The organism is Nocardia sp. NPDC003269 (assembly GCF_042888005.1).
In the GTDB taxonomy this organism is placed as follows: domain Bacteria; phylum Actinomycetota; class Actinomycetes; order Mycobacteriales; family Mycobacteriaceae; genus Nocardia.
Genome location: NZ_JBIAPA010000001.1, coordinates 1884366 through 1897980, shown reverse-complemented (window position 1 = coordinate 1897980; position 13615 = coordinate 1884366). Strand labels below are relative to the sequence as shown.

The 13615-nt window shown below is 69.7% G+C and carries 12 protein-coding genes and 1 tRNA gene; 8 read left to right on the top strand and 5 right to left on the bottom strand.

Translation table 11 applies throughout. The features are described from left to right. Positions 1-121: 121 nt before the first annotated feature. Positions 122-204: transfer RNA gene (locus tag ACFYWJ_RS08905), tRNA-Tyr, on the bottom strand. Between the two features lie 177 nt (positions 205-381). Here ACFYWJ_RS08905 and ACFYWJ_RS08900 point away from each other — a divergent pair. Then, positions 382-873, top strand: coding sequence for a YajQ family cyclic di-GMP-binding protein (locus ACFYWJ_RS08900; RefSeq protein ID WP_316576178.1), 492 nt, complete (start codon positions 382-384; stop codon positions 871-873). Between the two features lie 18 nt (positions 874-891). On the opposite strand, the gene htpX is transcribed toward ACFYWJ_RS08900, so the two are convergent. Together htpX and ACFYWJ_RS08890 are read right to left on the bottom strand one after the other, a co-directional pair. Beyond that, the gene (gene htpX, locus ACFYWJ_RS08895) at positions 892-1755 is read right to left on the bottom strand and encodes a zinc metalloprotease HtpX (protein ID WP_355273848.1); all 864 of its coding nucleotides are present in this window, start codon (positions 1753-1755) and stop codon (positions 892-894) included. A gap of 37 nt (positions 1756-1792) precedes the next feature. Beyond that, on the bottom strand, positions 1793-2815 hold the full coding sequence (locus ACFYWJ_RS08890; RefSeq protein WP_355273851.1) for a polyprenyl synthetase family protein: 1023 nt from the start codon (positions 2813-2815) through the stop codon (positions 1793-1795). A 145-nt stretch (positions 2816-2960) separates the two neighbouring features. Between ACFYWJ_RS08890 and ACFYWJ_RS08885 the strand changes: the two genes are divergently transcribed. The 3 genes from ACFYWJ_RS08885 to ACFYWJ_RS08875 are packed head-to-tail and all read left to right on the top strand — an operon-like array spanning position 2961 to position 5121. Then, complete coding sequence (locus ACFYWJ_RS08885) at positions 2961-4226, top strand: geranylgeranyl reductase family protein (protein ID WP_355273853.1); 1266 nt, start codon at positions 2961-2963, stop codon at positions 4224-4226. Positions 4227-4233: 7 nt separating this feature from the next. Next, the gene (locus ACFYWJ_RS08880; RefSeq protein WP_355273855.1) at positions 4234-4695 is read left to right on the top strand and encodes an AraC family transcriptional regulator; all 462 of its coding nucleotides are present in this window, start codon (positions 4234-4236) and stop codon (positions 4693-4695) included. A 9-nt stretch (positions 4696-4704) separates the two neighbouring features. Beyond that, positions 4705-5121 (top strand): VOC family protein, encoded by a 417-nt coding sequence (locus ACFYWJ_RS08875; protein WP_355273857.1) that lies wholly within the window; start codon positions 4705-4707, stop codon positions 5119-5121. A 42-nt stretch (positions 5122-5163) separates the two neighbouring features. Here ACFYWJ_RS08875 and ACFYWJ_RS08870 read toward each other — a convergent pair whose 3' ends face one another. Further along, entirely contained in the window at positions 5164-5661 is a 498-nt protein-coding gene (locus ACFYWJ_RS08870) for a DUF2505 domain-containing protein (RefSeq protein ID WP_355273860.1), read from the bottom strand. Positions 5662-5778: 117 nt separating this feature from the next. Here ACFYWJ_RS08870 and ACFYWJ_RS08865 point away from each other — a divergent pair, with 117 nt between their 5' ends. The 4 genes from ACFYWJ_RS08865 to ACFYWJ_RS08850 all read left to right on the top strand — a co-directional run bounded on the left by ACFYWJ_RS08865 (position 5779) and on the right by ACFYWJ_RS08850 (position 12497). Next, positions 5779-6126: a DUF3592 domain-containing protein gene (locus tag ACFYWJ_RS08865; protein ID WP_387161441.1), complete on the top strand. Its 348-nt coding sequence runs from the start codon at positions 5779-5781 to the stop codon at positions 6124-6126. Between the two features lie 72 nt (positions 6127-6198). After that, positions 6199-7341 (top strand): glycosyltransferase family 1 protein, encoded by a 1143-nt coding sequence (locus ACFYWJ_RS08860; RefSeq protein WP_355273863.1) that lies wholly within the window; start codon positions 6199-6201, stop codon positions 7339-7341. 33 nt (positions 7342-7374) lie between these two features. Beyond that, a complete protein-coding gene (locus tag ACFYWJ_RS08855; protein WP_355273866.1) occupies positions 7375-8088 on the top strand; it encodes a demethylmenaquinone methyltransferase in 714 nt (237 codons plus the stop codon). Positions 8089-8273: 185 nt separating this feature from the next. Beyond that, positions 8274-12497 carry a bifunctional nitrate reductase/sulfite reductase flavoprotein subunit alpha gene (locus tag ACFYWJ_RS08850; RefSeq protein WP_355273869.1) on the top strand — a complete coding sequence of 1408 codons (4224 nt, stop codon included), beginning with the start codon at positions 8274-8276 and terminating at the stop codon, positions 12495-12497. Here the strand turns inward: ACFYWJ_RS08850 and ACFYWJ_RS08845 are convergent, their stop codons facing one another. After that, on the bottom strand, positions 12498-13541 hold the full coding sequence (locus ACFYWJ_RS08845; RefSeq protein ID WP_355273872.1) for an aldo/keto reductase: 1044 nt from the start codon (positions 13539-13541) through the stop codon (positions 12498-12500). It abuts the gene before it with no gap. Positions 13542-13615 lie beyond the last annotated feature (74 nt).

The window sequence follows — 13615 nt, the reverse complement described above, 5'->3', positions numbered from 1 at the left end:
CGAGAACGACGCGAGCCCGAGGACGAACAGTCGACCTACCGGAAGACCCGCAGAATCTCGGGGAGGCGGGCCAGCGCATACCAAAGAACCCCGCCGATCTGATGATCGACGGGGTTCGATGTGGCAGATGTAGGATTCGAACCTACGTAGGCTTTCACCGACAGATTTACAGTCTGCTCCCATTGGCCGCTCGGGCAATCTGCCTTGTGCGCCGTTTCCGGTGCGCTGAGCAGCTTACAACGAACCCACACCCACAATGCAAACCGCCTGCACAGCGACCCTGCGAGCACGGTCGACGGGGGCATACGGGTACAACTGTCTCGGTGGCCGGCACACCTGTCGGCCCACCCGTTGGCAGACCGTGAGGGACAGGAGCGCAGTGTGGCTGATTCGTCATTCGACGTGGTGAGCAAGGTCGATCGTCAGGAGGTCGACAATGCGCTGCACCAGGCGGAGAAGGAGCTGAACTCCCGCTACGACTTCAAGGGCACCGATGCGGCGATCGCGTGGTCGGGCGAGGAAGCCATCGTGCTGACCGCGAACGCCGAGGAGCGGGTCAAGGCCGCGCTCGAGGTGTTCAAGGAGAAGCTGATCCGCCGCGACATCTCGCTGAAGGCGTTCGACGCGGGCGAGCCGCAGGCCTCGGGCAAGGTGTTCAAGATCACCGGCACGCTGGTGCAGGGCATCGACACCGAGAAGGCGAAGAAGATCTCCAAGAAGATCCGCGACGAGGGCCCCAAGGGCGTGAAGGCGCAGATCCAGGGCGAGGAGCTGCGGGTGAGCAGCAAGAAGCGCGACGACCTGCAGGCAGTGATCTCGCTGCTCAAGGGCGAGGATTTCGGCATCGCCCTGCAGTTCGTGAACTACCGCTAGTCGGCGGCACGGCGGCGCTCAGTGCCGGTGGGTGCCGCCCGCCATCTCTTCCAGCCGCTTGATCCGCTCCGCCATGGGCGGGTGCGTCGAGTACCAGCGGGCGATGCGGTCGCCGGCGCGGAACGGGTTGGCGATCATCAGGTGCGATTCGCTGGTGAGTTTGGGGTCCGGCGGCAGCGGGGCCACCTGAACGCCGCGTTCGATCTTGCGCAGGGCCGAGGCCAGCGCCAGCGGGTCACCGGTGAGTTCGGCGCCGGACTGATCGGCCTGGTACTCGCGGGAGCGGGACACGGCCATCTTGATCAGGCCCGCCGCGATCGGGCCGAGCAGCGAGACCAGCAGCACGGCGATGATGTTCGGGCCCTGTCCGTCCCGGCTGCCGAACGAACTCGCGAAGAAGGCCATGTTGGCCAGGCCGGTGATGATCGAGGCCATCGCGCCCGCCACCGACGAGATCAGGATGTCGCGGTTGTAGACGTGCGACAGCTCGTGCCCGAGCACCGCGCGCAGCTCCCGCTCGTCGAGCAGCTGCAGGATGCCGCTGGTACAGCACACCGCGGCATGGCGGGGATTGCGCCCGGTCGCGAACGCGTTGGGGGCGTTGGTCGGGCTGATGTAGAGCCGCGGCATCGGCTGCCGGGCCGTGGTCGCCAGCTCGCGCACGATCCGGTACATGACCGGTGCTTCCAGTTCGCTGACCGGTTGCGCGTGCATCGCCTTGAGCGCCAGTTTGTCGCTGTTGAAGTAGGCGTAGGCGTTCATGCCGACGGCCAGCCCGATCGAGATGATCAGGATCGTCGGGCTGCGGAACATCGCCCCGATGGCGACGATGAGCGCCGACAGCCCGACCATCAAACCGAAAGTTTTGATCCCATTGGGCATGATCGGAGAACGTGTCTGCGGCCGGGATAGTTCCTGGTCAGCCGACCCGTTCGATGGTGTAGCGAACCAGGCGGGTGAGGGCCTCGTTGGCCGGGCCTGCCGGGAGGGCGGCCAGTTCGGCGTCGGCGAGGTCGGCGTATTCCTGGAGCTTGGCCTTGGCCTTGGCCATGCCGGGTGAGCGGCGCAGCAATTCCAGCGCCTCCTCGACCTCGGCGTCGGTGTCCAGCGGGTGGTCGAGCAACGTGCGCAGGCGGTCGCTGTCGGCGCCGGACTCGCGCAGGGCGTAGAGGACGGGCAGGGTGTGCACGCCCTCGCGCAGGTCGGTGCCGGGGGTCTTGCCGGACTGCTCGGCCGAGGACGAGATGTCGATGATGTCGTCGGAGATCTGGAAGGCGGTGCCGACGGCGTCACCGAGGCGGGCCAGCCGCTCGACGTGCTCGGGGCCCGCGCCGGAGAAGGTGCCACCGAAGCGGCCCGCGGCGGCGATGAGCGAGCCGGTCTTCTCCCAGACCACGCGCAGGTAGTGCTCGACCGGGTCCTGGGTCTGCTTGGCACCCATGGTTTCCCGCATCTGGCCGGTGACCAGCTCGGCGAAGGTCTCGGCGATGATCCGGACCGCGTCGGGGCCGAGCGTCGAGGTGAGGCGGGAGGCGTGGGCGAACAGGTAGTCGCCCGCCAGGATCGCGATGTTGTTGCCCCACCGCGCGTTGACGCTGACCGCGCCGCGCCGCTGGGGCGCCTCGTCCATCACGTCGTCGTGGTAGAGCGTGGCCAGGTGCACCAGCTCCACCACCGTGCCCGCGGTGACCAGGGCCGGATCGGTGGGATTGGGACCGAGCTGACCGGTGAGCACGGTGAACAGCGGCCGGAAGCGCTTGCCGCCCGCGCGCGCGAGATGCAGCGCCGCTTCCTGCAGGAATTCCGCACCGTCGGAGAGTTCGTCGACGAGCAGTTTCTCGACCGCGGCCAGGCCGTCGCGCACGGTGGCGGCGAGTTCGGGATCGACGAGATCGACCCCGGCAACCACGGTGCTCTCGTCGCTCACAGCCGATGTGCTCATTATCTTCTCCCAGCGATGCGTCCGACCCCGACGGGTAGCAACCTAGCGTGTTCCGGCGCCAGGGCCGATGAACACGGTCACACAGTGACTATTCCCGGTGTACCCGACACTCTCGCACAGCGGCCGGGGGTGCCAGTATTGAGCCATGGGTTCACCGGATCTCACCCCCGCCGACCACGCGCCGCTGCCCGCCCACGTCGAGGTGCTGGTGGTCGGGGCCGGACCGGCGGGATCGGCGTCGGCGGCCTGGGCCGCGCGGGCCGGACGCGATGTCCTGCTGCTCGATTCCGCGGTCTTCCCCCGGGACAAGACCTGTGGTGACGGCTTGACACCGCGCGCGACCGCCGAGCTGGAGCACCTGGGTCTGGGCGAGTGGCTGCGCGCGCACACGGTGAACCACGGGCTGCGGATGGCCGGCTTCGGCCGGGAGGCGCTGCTGCCCTGGCCGGGCGGGTCGTTCCCGACCTACGGGAGTGCCGTTCCCCGAACCGAACTCGACGACAAACTGCGCGAGACCGCCATCAAGTCGGGTGCGCGGATGGTCGACGGCGCCAAGGTCACCGAGGTGCTGCGCGAGGGCGAGCGGGTCGGCGGGGTGACCGTGCGGATCGGCGAGACCACCCACACCGTGCGCTGCCGGGTGCTGGTGGTGGCCGACGGAGTGCGCTCCCCCATCGGAAAACAGCTGGGCCGCACCTGGCATCGGCGCTTCGCCTACGGCACCGCCGCGCGCGCCTACATCAAGTCGGGGCGCAGCGACGATCAGTGGATCTCCTCGCACCTGGAACTGCGCAATGCCGCCGACGAGCTGGTCCCCGGCTACGGCTGGATCTTCCCGCTGGGCAACGGCGAGGTGAATATCGGCGTCGGCTCGCTGGCCACCGAGCAGCGGCCCTCGCACATCGCGCTCAAGCCGCTGATCGAGCACTACACCCGATTGCGCCGGGAGGAGTGGGAGCTCGAGGGCGAGCTGCGCGCGGTCGCGTCGGCGCTGCTGCCGATGGGCGGTGCGGTCTCGAACGTGGCCGGGGTGAACTGGGTCCTGGTCGGCGATGCCGCGGGCTGTGTGAACCCGCTCAACGGCGAGGGCATCGACTACGGCCTCGAAGGCGGGCACCTGCTGGCCGGGCTGCTCGACGAGCCCGATCTGAGCCGGGTCTGGCCGCGCCTGCTGCGCGAGCGCTACGGCCGGACCTTCTCGGTGGCGCGCAGGCTGGCCGGGCTGGCCACGCACCCGAAGATGGTCCCGCTCGGCGGCCCGCCGGTGATGCGCTCGAAGTACCTGCAGCGCACAGCGGTTCGGGTGATGGGCAATCTGGTGACCGACGAGGACGCCGACCTCACCGCCCGCGCCTGGCGAGCCGCGGGCCTGGCCTCGCTGCGCGCCGACGAACTGCCACCGTTCAGCTGATGACGCCGTGAGCGGGACAGCGCGTCGACCGGTCCTGGCCCTGCTGCCGCATCTGCGCAGGGCCCGCGATCTGATCGATCAGCGCTACGCCGACCCGCTCGATCTGGACGACCTCGCCCGCGCGGCCGGGGTCTCCAAGTACCACTTCCTGCGCGCGTTCACGGCCGTGTACGGGCGCACGCCGGGCGCCTATCTGGCCGAACGGCGGATCGAGCGGGCCCAGGACCTGCTGCGGGCGACCAATCTGACCGTCACCGAGGTGTGCATGCTGGTCGGGTACTCGAGTCTCGGCTCGTTCAGCAGCAAGTTCCGTCAGCTGGTCGGGGTCACGCCGAGCGAGTACCAGGCCAGGTTCGCCGACGGCGCGCCGCACATTCCGGGCTGCTACGTCTTCATGCACGGGCTCTCCGACCGGGTCCGGCCCGACACCGCAATTTCGGAGAAGCCCGGCGGCACCGGCCCGTCCTAGCCTCGGATCATGACAACGATCACGAACGTTTCGCTGGTCACCGTGTATGTGACCGATCAGGACGCCGCCAAGCAGTGGTACGTCGACAAGCTCGGATTCGTCGAGACGGCGGATGTGAGCATGGGCGACAACGGCTTCCGATGGGTGACCGTCGCCCATCCGGAGCACACCGAACTCGAGGTCACGCTGATGGTGCCGGGGCCGCCGCTGACCGACGACCTGGCCGAGGCGATCCGGCGGGCCCTCGCCGACGGCACGCACGGCGCGCTCGGGCTGCGCACCGCGGACTGTCAGAAGACCTTCGAAGAGCTCACCGCCAAGGGCGTCGAGTTCATCCAGCCGCCCGCCGCGCGGCCGTACGGCACCGAGGCCATCATCCGCGACAACTCGGGCAACTGGCTGGTCCTGGTCGAACCGAGCGAGTGAGCGCGGTGCCGCCCGGCCCGGCGGGCGGCACCTTCCGGCGATCTATTTGGTGGCGAAGCGGTTCTCGATGAACTTGCGTTCACTGTTGAGCACACGCTGGTGCAGCTGCTCGGCCAGCGGCTCGATCGCGCCGCCGACCAGCGGCACCTTCACGGTGACGGTGCCGACGACCTCGATCTCACTGCCCTCGGCGGTGGGACGCAGTTCGTAGGTGCCCGACATCTCGGTATTGATACCGCCGGTCTTGCCGGTGAAGCTGCCCTTGGCGATCTCGCCCTGCAGCGGCTGCCAGTTGTCGGTCCTGGACAGCACCAGATCGCTCTTGAGCACCTTGCGGACCAGGCCGGGGACCTTGTCCCGGCCGGGCGTTTCAGTCATATGGAGGCGAATCGAACCCGGCCCGTCGGGATGGGAGAGTTCGAGGGTCGCGGTCTCGGCGGCAGCGAATCGCTCCTGCCAGACCGCATCGTCGACGAGTGCCCGGTGAAGATCTTCGACCGGGACTGCGTAGGGCACGGTGAAGCTGAATTTTCGGGACATGGCGGCAACGGTACTGTGTGCCGGGTGTCGGATGTGAGCCTGTCGGAGCGGCGGACCAAGCGCCTGCGACGGGCGCGGACGTCGGTGCTCGGCGTGGCCACCGTGATCAGCGTGCTGATGGTGCTGCTGGTTCTCGCGGCCTGGCGCAACGACTTCGAGATCGAGCATCATCGCGGCACCACCTCCGGTGAGGTGCTCTCGGCGGGCAGGCTGCGGTCGGCGGTCATGTACGTGACGCCGGACAGCGTCACGCACAATCCGAAGGTCGGCATCCTGTATCCGACCAATCTGACGGCCGGGCAGCGGATCAATGTCGAGTACAGCACCCGCGACCCCGATCTGGTCCGGGTCGCCGGGCGCGACGCCCGGGTGGCGATCATCCCCGCGGCGTCGGTGATCGTGGTGGTCTGGGCGCTGGCGCTGCCGGTGCTGTGGCTCATCCGGCGCAAGCAGCGCGAGGCGTAACTTCGCCTGCTGTTCGTCCCGGCTTCACGTCGGTGTGAGGGTGTCGCGCGGTGTGGCGGTCACCCTGAGGTGGTGCGCGTAGCCATCGTGGCGGAGTCCTTCCTGCCGAACATGAACGGCGTCGTCAACTCCGTGTTGCGGGTGTTGGACCACCTGGACCAGCACGGACACGACGCGATGATCGTGGCACCCGACACTCTGCGCGGCGCCCCGCCCGCACCCCGCTTCCACGGCCGCTTCCCGGTGCACCGCGTGCCCGCGATGATGGTGCCGAAGGTCAGCTCGCTGCCGGTGGGGCTGCCGCAGCCCGGGATCACCGCCGCGATCGCCGCCTTCGATCCCGATGTGGTGCATCTGGCCTCGCCGTTCCTGCTCGGCGCAGGCGGGCTGGCCGCGGCGACCCGGCTCGATCTGCCCTCGATCGCGGTGTACCAGACCGATGTCGCCGGTTTCGCCAAGAGTTACGGCCTCGGCCTGGCCGCCCGCGCCGCCTGGGCGTGGACGCGCCGGATCCACGAGGGCGCCACCCGCACGCTGGCGCCGTCCTCGGCGGCCGCCCAGGACCTGGCCGAGCACGGCATCCCCCGGGTGCACCGGTGGGGCCGCGGCGTCGACATCGACCGGTTCAACCCCGCCGCGCGCAGCGCCGACCTGCGGGCGAGCTGGCTGGGCGGCGAGGACCGGCTGGTGGTCGGCTTCGTGGGCAGGCTCGCCCCCGAGAAGCACGTCGACCGGCTCGCGGCGCTGGCGGGCGATCCGTCGATCCAGCTGGTCGTGGTGGGTGACGGCCCGGAACGCGCGCGGCTGAGCAGGCTGATGCCCGGCGCGGTGTTCACCGGCGAGCTCGGTGGCAGCGAACTGGCCACACACTACGCGAGCCTGGACGTGATGGTGCATCCGGGCGAGCACGAGACGTTCTGTCAGGGTGTGCAGGAGGCGCTGTCCTCCGGTGTGCCGGTGATCGGCCCGGACGCGGGCGGACCGCGCGATCTGATCGCGCACTGCCGCAACGGCTACCTGCTGCCGGTCGACCGCTTCGCCGAACTGCTGCCCAGCGCGGTGTCGGCCCTGCGCGACCAGGGCCAGCGCGCCCGGTTCGCGACGGCGGCCCGCAAGTCGGTGCTGCACCGCACCTGGCCCGCGATCTGCACCGAGCTGATGACCCACTACGCCGAGGTGACCGGCATGCGGGACCGCTTGCCCCGCTCGGCGTAGAGCGCCGGGACGCGCGCCGGATAAGCTCGAATCGTGGCGACAACAGAGCAGCGGGAACCGATTCGGGCATCGCTGGACAAGCAACCCCACGAGGTCGCGTCGATGTTCGACGGTGTGGCCAAGCGCTACGACCTCACCAACACGGTCATCTCCGCGGGCCAGGATCGATACTGGCGGTGGGCGACGCGCCGCGCGCTCGGATTGCGGCCGGGTGAGCGGGTTCTCGACCTCGCCGCGGGCACCGGCGTCTCGACCGTCGAACTCGGCAAGTCGGGCGCCTGGTGCGTGGCCACCGACTTCTCCCAGGGCATGCTGGCCGCCGGCCGGTTCCGCCAGGTGCCGATGGTCGCCGGTGACGCGATGGCCCTGCCCTTCGCCGACGACTCCTTCGACGCGGTGACCATCTCCTTCGGCCTGCGCAATGTCGCCGATATCGACCTCGCGCTGCGCGAGATGCTGCGGGTGACCAAGCCGGGCGGCCGGGTGGTGGTGTGCGAGTTCTCCACACCGGTGTTCGGGCCGTTCCGCACCGTCTACATGGAGTACCTGATGAAGGCGCTGCCGCGGGTGGCGCGCGCGGTCAGCTCCAACCCCGACGCCTACGTCTACCTGGCCGAGTCCATCCGCGCGTGGCCGAACCAGCGCAGGCTGGCCCGGCGCATCGCCGACGCCGGGTGGGATTCGGTGCAGTGGCGCGACCTCACCGGTGGTGTGGTGGCACTGCACCGCGGCTACAAACTGGGCTGAACCGCCCGAATCCCGGGGTGAGTCCCGTCACCCCGGGGCGGCGCGCGACGCTCGGCGGTGCGCCGGAATGCGCCCTGATCAGGCCCGATATTCGCGGCCGGACCTCACGACGGAAATTTTGACGTGTGAGGTCGATTGTCACCTGGACATAACGTTCGGTAAATCGAGCGCAACGACAGGTGCGGATGATCGAAGGCATGACAGGGGAAGCTGACATCCGCGACACGGACACTGTGCGTTCACAGTGCTCGTACTGCGGCGTCGGCTGCGGCATCACCGTCCAGACCAAGACTGATCAGTCGGGTGCGCGGTTGATCGCCAAGGTCAGTGGCGACAAGCTGCATCCGGCGAACGCGGGCAGGCTGTGCACCAAGGGCGCGACGCACGCCGAGATGATGGCCGCCCCCGGCCGGATGGACACCGCCTATCACCGCCCCGAGCGCGGCCAGGTCCCCGTCCCGCTGCCGGTCGACGAGGCCGTCCACGAGACCGCCACCCGGCTGCGGGCCATCCTCGACGAGCACGGGCCCGACGCGATCGCCCTCTACGTCTCCGGGCAGATGTCGCTCGAGGCCCAGTACCTGGCGACCAAGCTGGCCAAGGGCTACCTGCGCACCAAGCACATCGAGGCCAACTCCCGGCTGTGCATGGCCAGCGCGGGCACCGGCTACAAGCAGTCGCTCGGTGCCGACGGCCCGCCCGGCTCCTACGACGACTTCGAGCACGCCGACCTGTTCCTCGTCTCCGGCGCGAACATGGCCGACTGCCACCCGATCCTCTACCTGCGGATGGCCGACCGGCTCAAGGCCGGCGCCAAGCTGATCGTGGTCGACCCGCGCCGCACCGACACCGCGGCCCGCGCCGACCTGTTCCTGCAGATCGCGCCCGGCACCGACCTCGCGCTGCTCAACGGCCTGCTGCACCTGCTCGTCGCCGACGGCGCGATCGACACCGCGTTCATCGCCGAGCACACCGAGGGCTGGGACGCGATGCCCGAGTTCCTCGCCGACTACCCGCCCGCCCGGGTCGCCGAGCTCACCGGCCTGGCCGAGGCCGACATCCGGACCGCGGCGACGATGATCGCCGAGGCGGGCGAGTGGATGTCGCTGTGGACGATGGGACTCAACCAGTCGACCCACGGCACCTGGAACACCAACGCCCTGGTGAACCTGCACCTGGCGACCGGCGCGATCTGCCGCCCCGGCAGCGGCCCGTTCTCGCTCACGGGCCAGCCCAACGCCATGGGCGGACGCGAGATGGGCTACATGGGCCCCGGTCTGCCCGGCCAGCGCAGCCTGCTCTCCCCCGCCGACCGGACCTTCGTCGAGACCGCGTGGGACCTGCCCGCCGACACCCTGCGCACCGAGGCGGGCCCCGGCACCATCGACATGTTCCGCGGCCTGGCCGACGGCGAGATCAAGGCCGCGTGGATCATCTGCACCAATCCCGTCGCCACCGTGGCCAATCGCAAGACGGTGATCGCGGGGCTGGAGGCGGCCGAGCTGGTCGTGGTGCAGGACGCCTACACCGAGACCGCCACCAACGCCTACGCCGATCTGCTGCTGCCCGCCACGCTGTGGGCCGAGGCCGACGCGGTGATGGTGAACTCGGAGCGCAATGTCACCCTGCTCCAGCAGTCCGTCGATCCGATCGGTGACGCGCGGCCGGACTGGCTGCTGATCGCGCAGGTCGCCACGGCCATGGGCTTCCCCGGATTCGACTTCGGCTCGAGCGCCGAGGTTTTCGCCGAGATCCAGCGGTTCACCAATCCGGCCACGGGCTACGACCTGAGCGGCATGAGCTACGAGCGGTTGCGTGAAGGCCCGATGCAGTGGCCGTGCAACGACAGCGCCGCCCCGCGCAATCCGATCCGCTATCTCAACGACGGCGTCCACCAGCCGCAGCACGTCGAATCCGACGGCACCACACCGCGACTGGCGTTCGCGACCCCGAGCAGGCGCGCGGTGTTCTTCCCCCGCCCGCACCTGCCCGCCGCCGAACTGCCCGACGACGACTACCCGTTCCTGCTGAACACCGGCCGGTTGCAGCATCAGTGGCACACGATGACCAAGACCGGCAAGGTCGCCAAGCTGACCAAGCTCAACGGCGCTCCCTTCGTCGAAGTGCATCCCGAGGATGCGCGAAATCTGGATCTGCAGCCCGGCGACCAGCTCGAAATCGCCTCGCGCCGCGGCCGTGCCGTGCTGCCGGTACAGATCAGCGATCGGGTCCGGCCCGGCGACTGCTTCGCTCCTTTCCACTGGAACGACGAACAGGGCGAATATCTGACGATCAACGCCGTCACCAACGACGCGGTGGACCCCGCTTCGCTACAACCGGAGTTCAAGGCGTGCGCGGTGGCGTTGCGCCGGGTCGGGCCCGCCGCCGCTCCCGAGCAGGCACCGGCCCAGCCCACCCAGCTGTCCGCCCCGCCGAGCGCGCATCCGCTGGCCGGGATCCTCGGCCTCGACGCGGGTAGCTCGCCGACACTCAGCGAGACCGAACGCATCTACCTCGGCGGATACCTCGCCGCGTTGCAGTCGCTGCCGGTGTCCGGGCAGCCGGTGCTGCCCGCGAGCGCGCCGCTCTCGGCCCAGTCCCGCCTCTGGGTCGACGGGCTGCTCGCCGGGATGTACTCCCGCACCTCCGGCGCCACCGCCGACGCTCCGGCCGCCGATGCTCCGGCGGCCGCCCCGGTGACGGTTCTGTGGGCATCACAGACCGGCAATGCCGAGGAACTCGCGGCCACCGTCGCCGCGCGCCTGTCCGCCGCCGGATTCCTGCCGTCGCTGCTCGACATGGATTCCTGCGAGCTGTCGGCACTCACCGGCGACATCCTCATCGTGACCAGCACCTTCGGTGACGGCGGCCCGCCCGACAACGGCGCCGACTTCTGGAGCAGGCTCGAGGACAGCATCGTCCGGCTCAACGACGTCCGCTACGCGGTCTTCGCCCTCGGTGACTCCTCCTACGACGACTTCTGTGGCCACGGCCGCAAACTCGACCGCCTCTTCGCCGCGCGCGGCGCCAAGCCGCTGGCGCCCCGCGTCGACAGCGAACCCGACTTCGCCGATGCCGCCGAGCAGTGGCTCGACGACGTGCTCGCCGCGCTCGGCGGGGCGACGCCCGGCGACGACACCCCGCCGAGCGGGCCGGGCACCGATGCCCCGGAGCCGCACCAGGTTTCCGGCTCGTCGCTGCCGCAGCCGACCGGTCGCGGCGGCGCGATCGTGCTCGATCGCCCGCTCGCGCCTGCGCCCACCCGGGTCAAGCGCACCGCGCCCGCGCCCTTCACCCGCCAGTCCCCGGTCCGCGCGATGCTGATGCGCAACGAGATCCTCAGCGCGCCGGGTTCGCCGAAGGAGGTGCGCCGCTTCGGCTTCGACCTGCACGACCTCGACGCCAGCTACGAAGTCGGTGATTCGCTGGGCGTCCTGCCCGCCAACAGTCCGGAGCTCGTCGAAGAATGGCTCACCGCGACCGGCCTGGACGGCCGCCGCGTGATCGAGCTCGACGACCGCGAGCTCACCCTCACCGAGGCGCTGCGCACCCACTACGACATCACCAAGGTGAGCCAGGACCTGCTCGGCTTCATCGCCGAACGCAATCCGCACCCGCAGCTGGCCAAGCTGCTGCGGCGCGACAACCGCAACGAACTGGCCAACTACCTGTGGGACCGGCAAGCCGCCGACGTGCTGCGCGACTTCCCGGTGCGCACCGATCTGGTCGACTGGCTCGGCACCATGAAAAAGCTGCAGCCGCGCCAGTATTCGATCTCCTCCAGCCCACTGACCACCCCCGACGAAGTGCAGCTGACCGTCGGCGTCGTCCGCTACGGCGAGCCGGCGGGCAACTCCGCCCGGCGTGGCGGCGTGTGCTCGACCTTCCTCGCCGACCGGGCCGGCGCGGAGGTGCCGATCTTCCTGCAGCGCGCGCCGCACTTCCGTCCGCCGCTGGACCCGAACGCCCCGATGATCATGGTGGGTCCGGGCACCGGTATCGCTCCCTTCCGTGGATTCCTGCACGAACGCCGGGCCATGGGCGCAGCCGGGCGCAACTGGCTGTTCTTCGGCGACCAGCACGCCGCCCAGAACTTCTACTACCGGGCCGAGCTGGAGGACATGTTCCGCTCCGGCTTCCTCACCCGACTGGACCTGGCCTTCTCCCGCGATCAGCGCGAGCGGGTCTACGTCCAGCACCGGATGATCGAGCACGGCGCCGAGCTGTGGTCGTGGCTGCGCGACGGTGGCCACTTCTACGTCTGCGGCGACGCGGCCCGGATGGCCAAGGACGTCGACGACACCCTGCTGCGCATCGCCCAGATCCACGGGAAGCTGGACGAGGCCGGTGCCCTGGCCTTCAAGAAGCAGCTGGTCGCCGAGAAGCGCTACGTCCGCGACGTGTACTGATCACGCCGCCCGGACGGTCGGCGGGTTCAGCCGGGTGAAGTCGGGCAGCCGGTGGTACGGGTAGTACGGGTACGGCGGCGTGGTCGTGCTCGCGGCGTCGAGGGCGGCCCGATGCTCCGGTTCCAGCTCCCAGCCGACCGCGCCGAGGTTCTGGCGCAGCTGTTCCTCGTTGCGGGCGCCGATCAGCACGCTGGCGACGGTGGGGCGGGTGAGCAGCCAGTTGAGGGCGATCTGCGGGACGCTGCGGCCCGTCTCGGCGGCGATCCGATCGAGGACGTCGACGATGTCGTAGAGGTGTTCGTCGTCCACCGGCGGACCCGCCTGCGCGGTCTCGTGCAGCCTGCTGCCCGCCGGTAGCGGCTGGCCACGACGGACCTTGCCGGTGAGCCTGCCCCAACCCAGTGGACTCCAGACGATCGCGCCGACACCCTGATCGGCGGCGAGCGGCATGAGCTCCCACTCGTAGTCGCGGCCGACCAGCGAGTAGTACACCTGGTGCGCGACCGGCTTTTCCAGGCCGAGCGCCTCGGCGGTGGACAGCGTCTTCATCAGTTCCCAGCCGGCGAAGTTGGAGACGCCGACGTAGCGGATCTTGCCCGCGCGGACGAGATCGTCTAGGGCCGTGAGGGTTTCCGCGAGCGGGGTGCCCGCGTCGAAGGCGTGCAGCTGGAACAGGTCGAGGTAGTCGGTGCCGAGCCGGCGCAGCGACGCGTCGACGGCGCGGATCAGCCGGGCCCGGCCCGCACCGGCCTCGTGTGCGCCCGGCCCGGTCGGCAGCGCGGATTTGGTCGACAGCAGCACCTGCTCGCGCCTGCCCTTGATCGCCGCGCCGAGCACCTCCTCCGAGGCGCCGTCGGAATACACGTCCGCCGTGTCGAACAGGGTGACGCCCGCCTCCAGGCTGATATCGACCAGGCGCCTGGCCTGCGCCGCGTCGGTATCGCCCCAGGCGCTGAACAGCGCGCCCCGTCCGCCGAACGTGCCCGCGCCGAAACCGAGCGCGGGAACGTGCAGACCCGATGCGCCGAGCCGCCGGTACTCCATGAGAACTCCTAAAGGGTCTATAGTTCCGTTAACACTTCGGACAGTACACCCGTTGCGCGCTAAATGAAACTGGA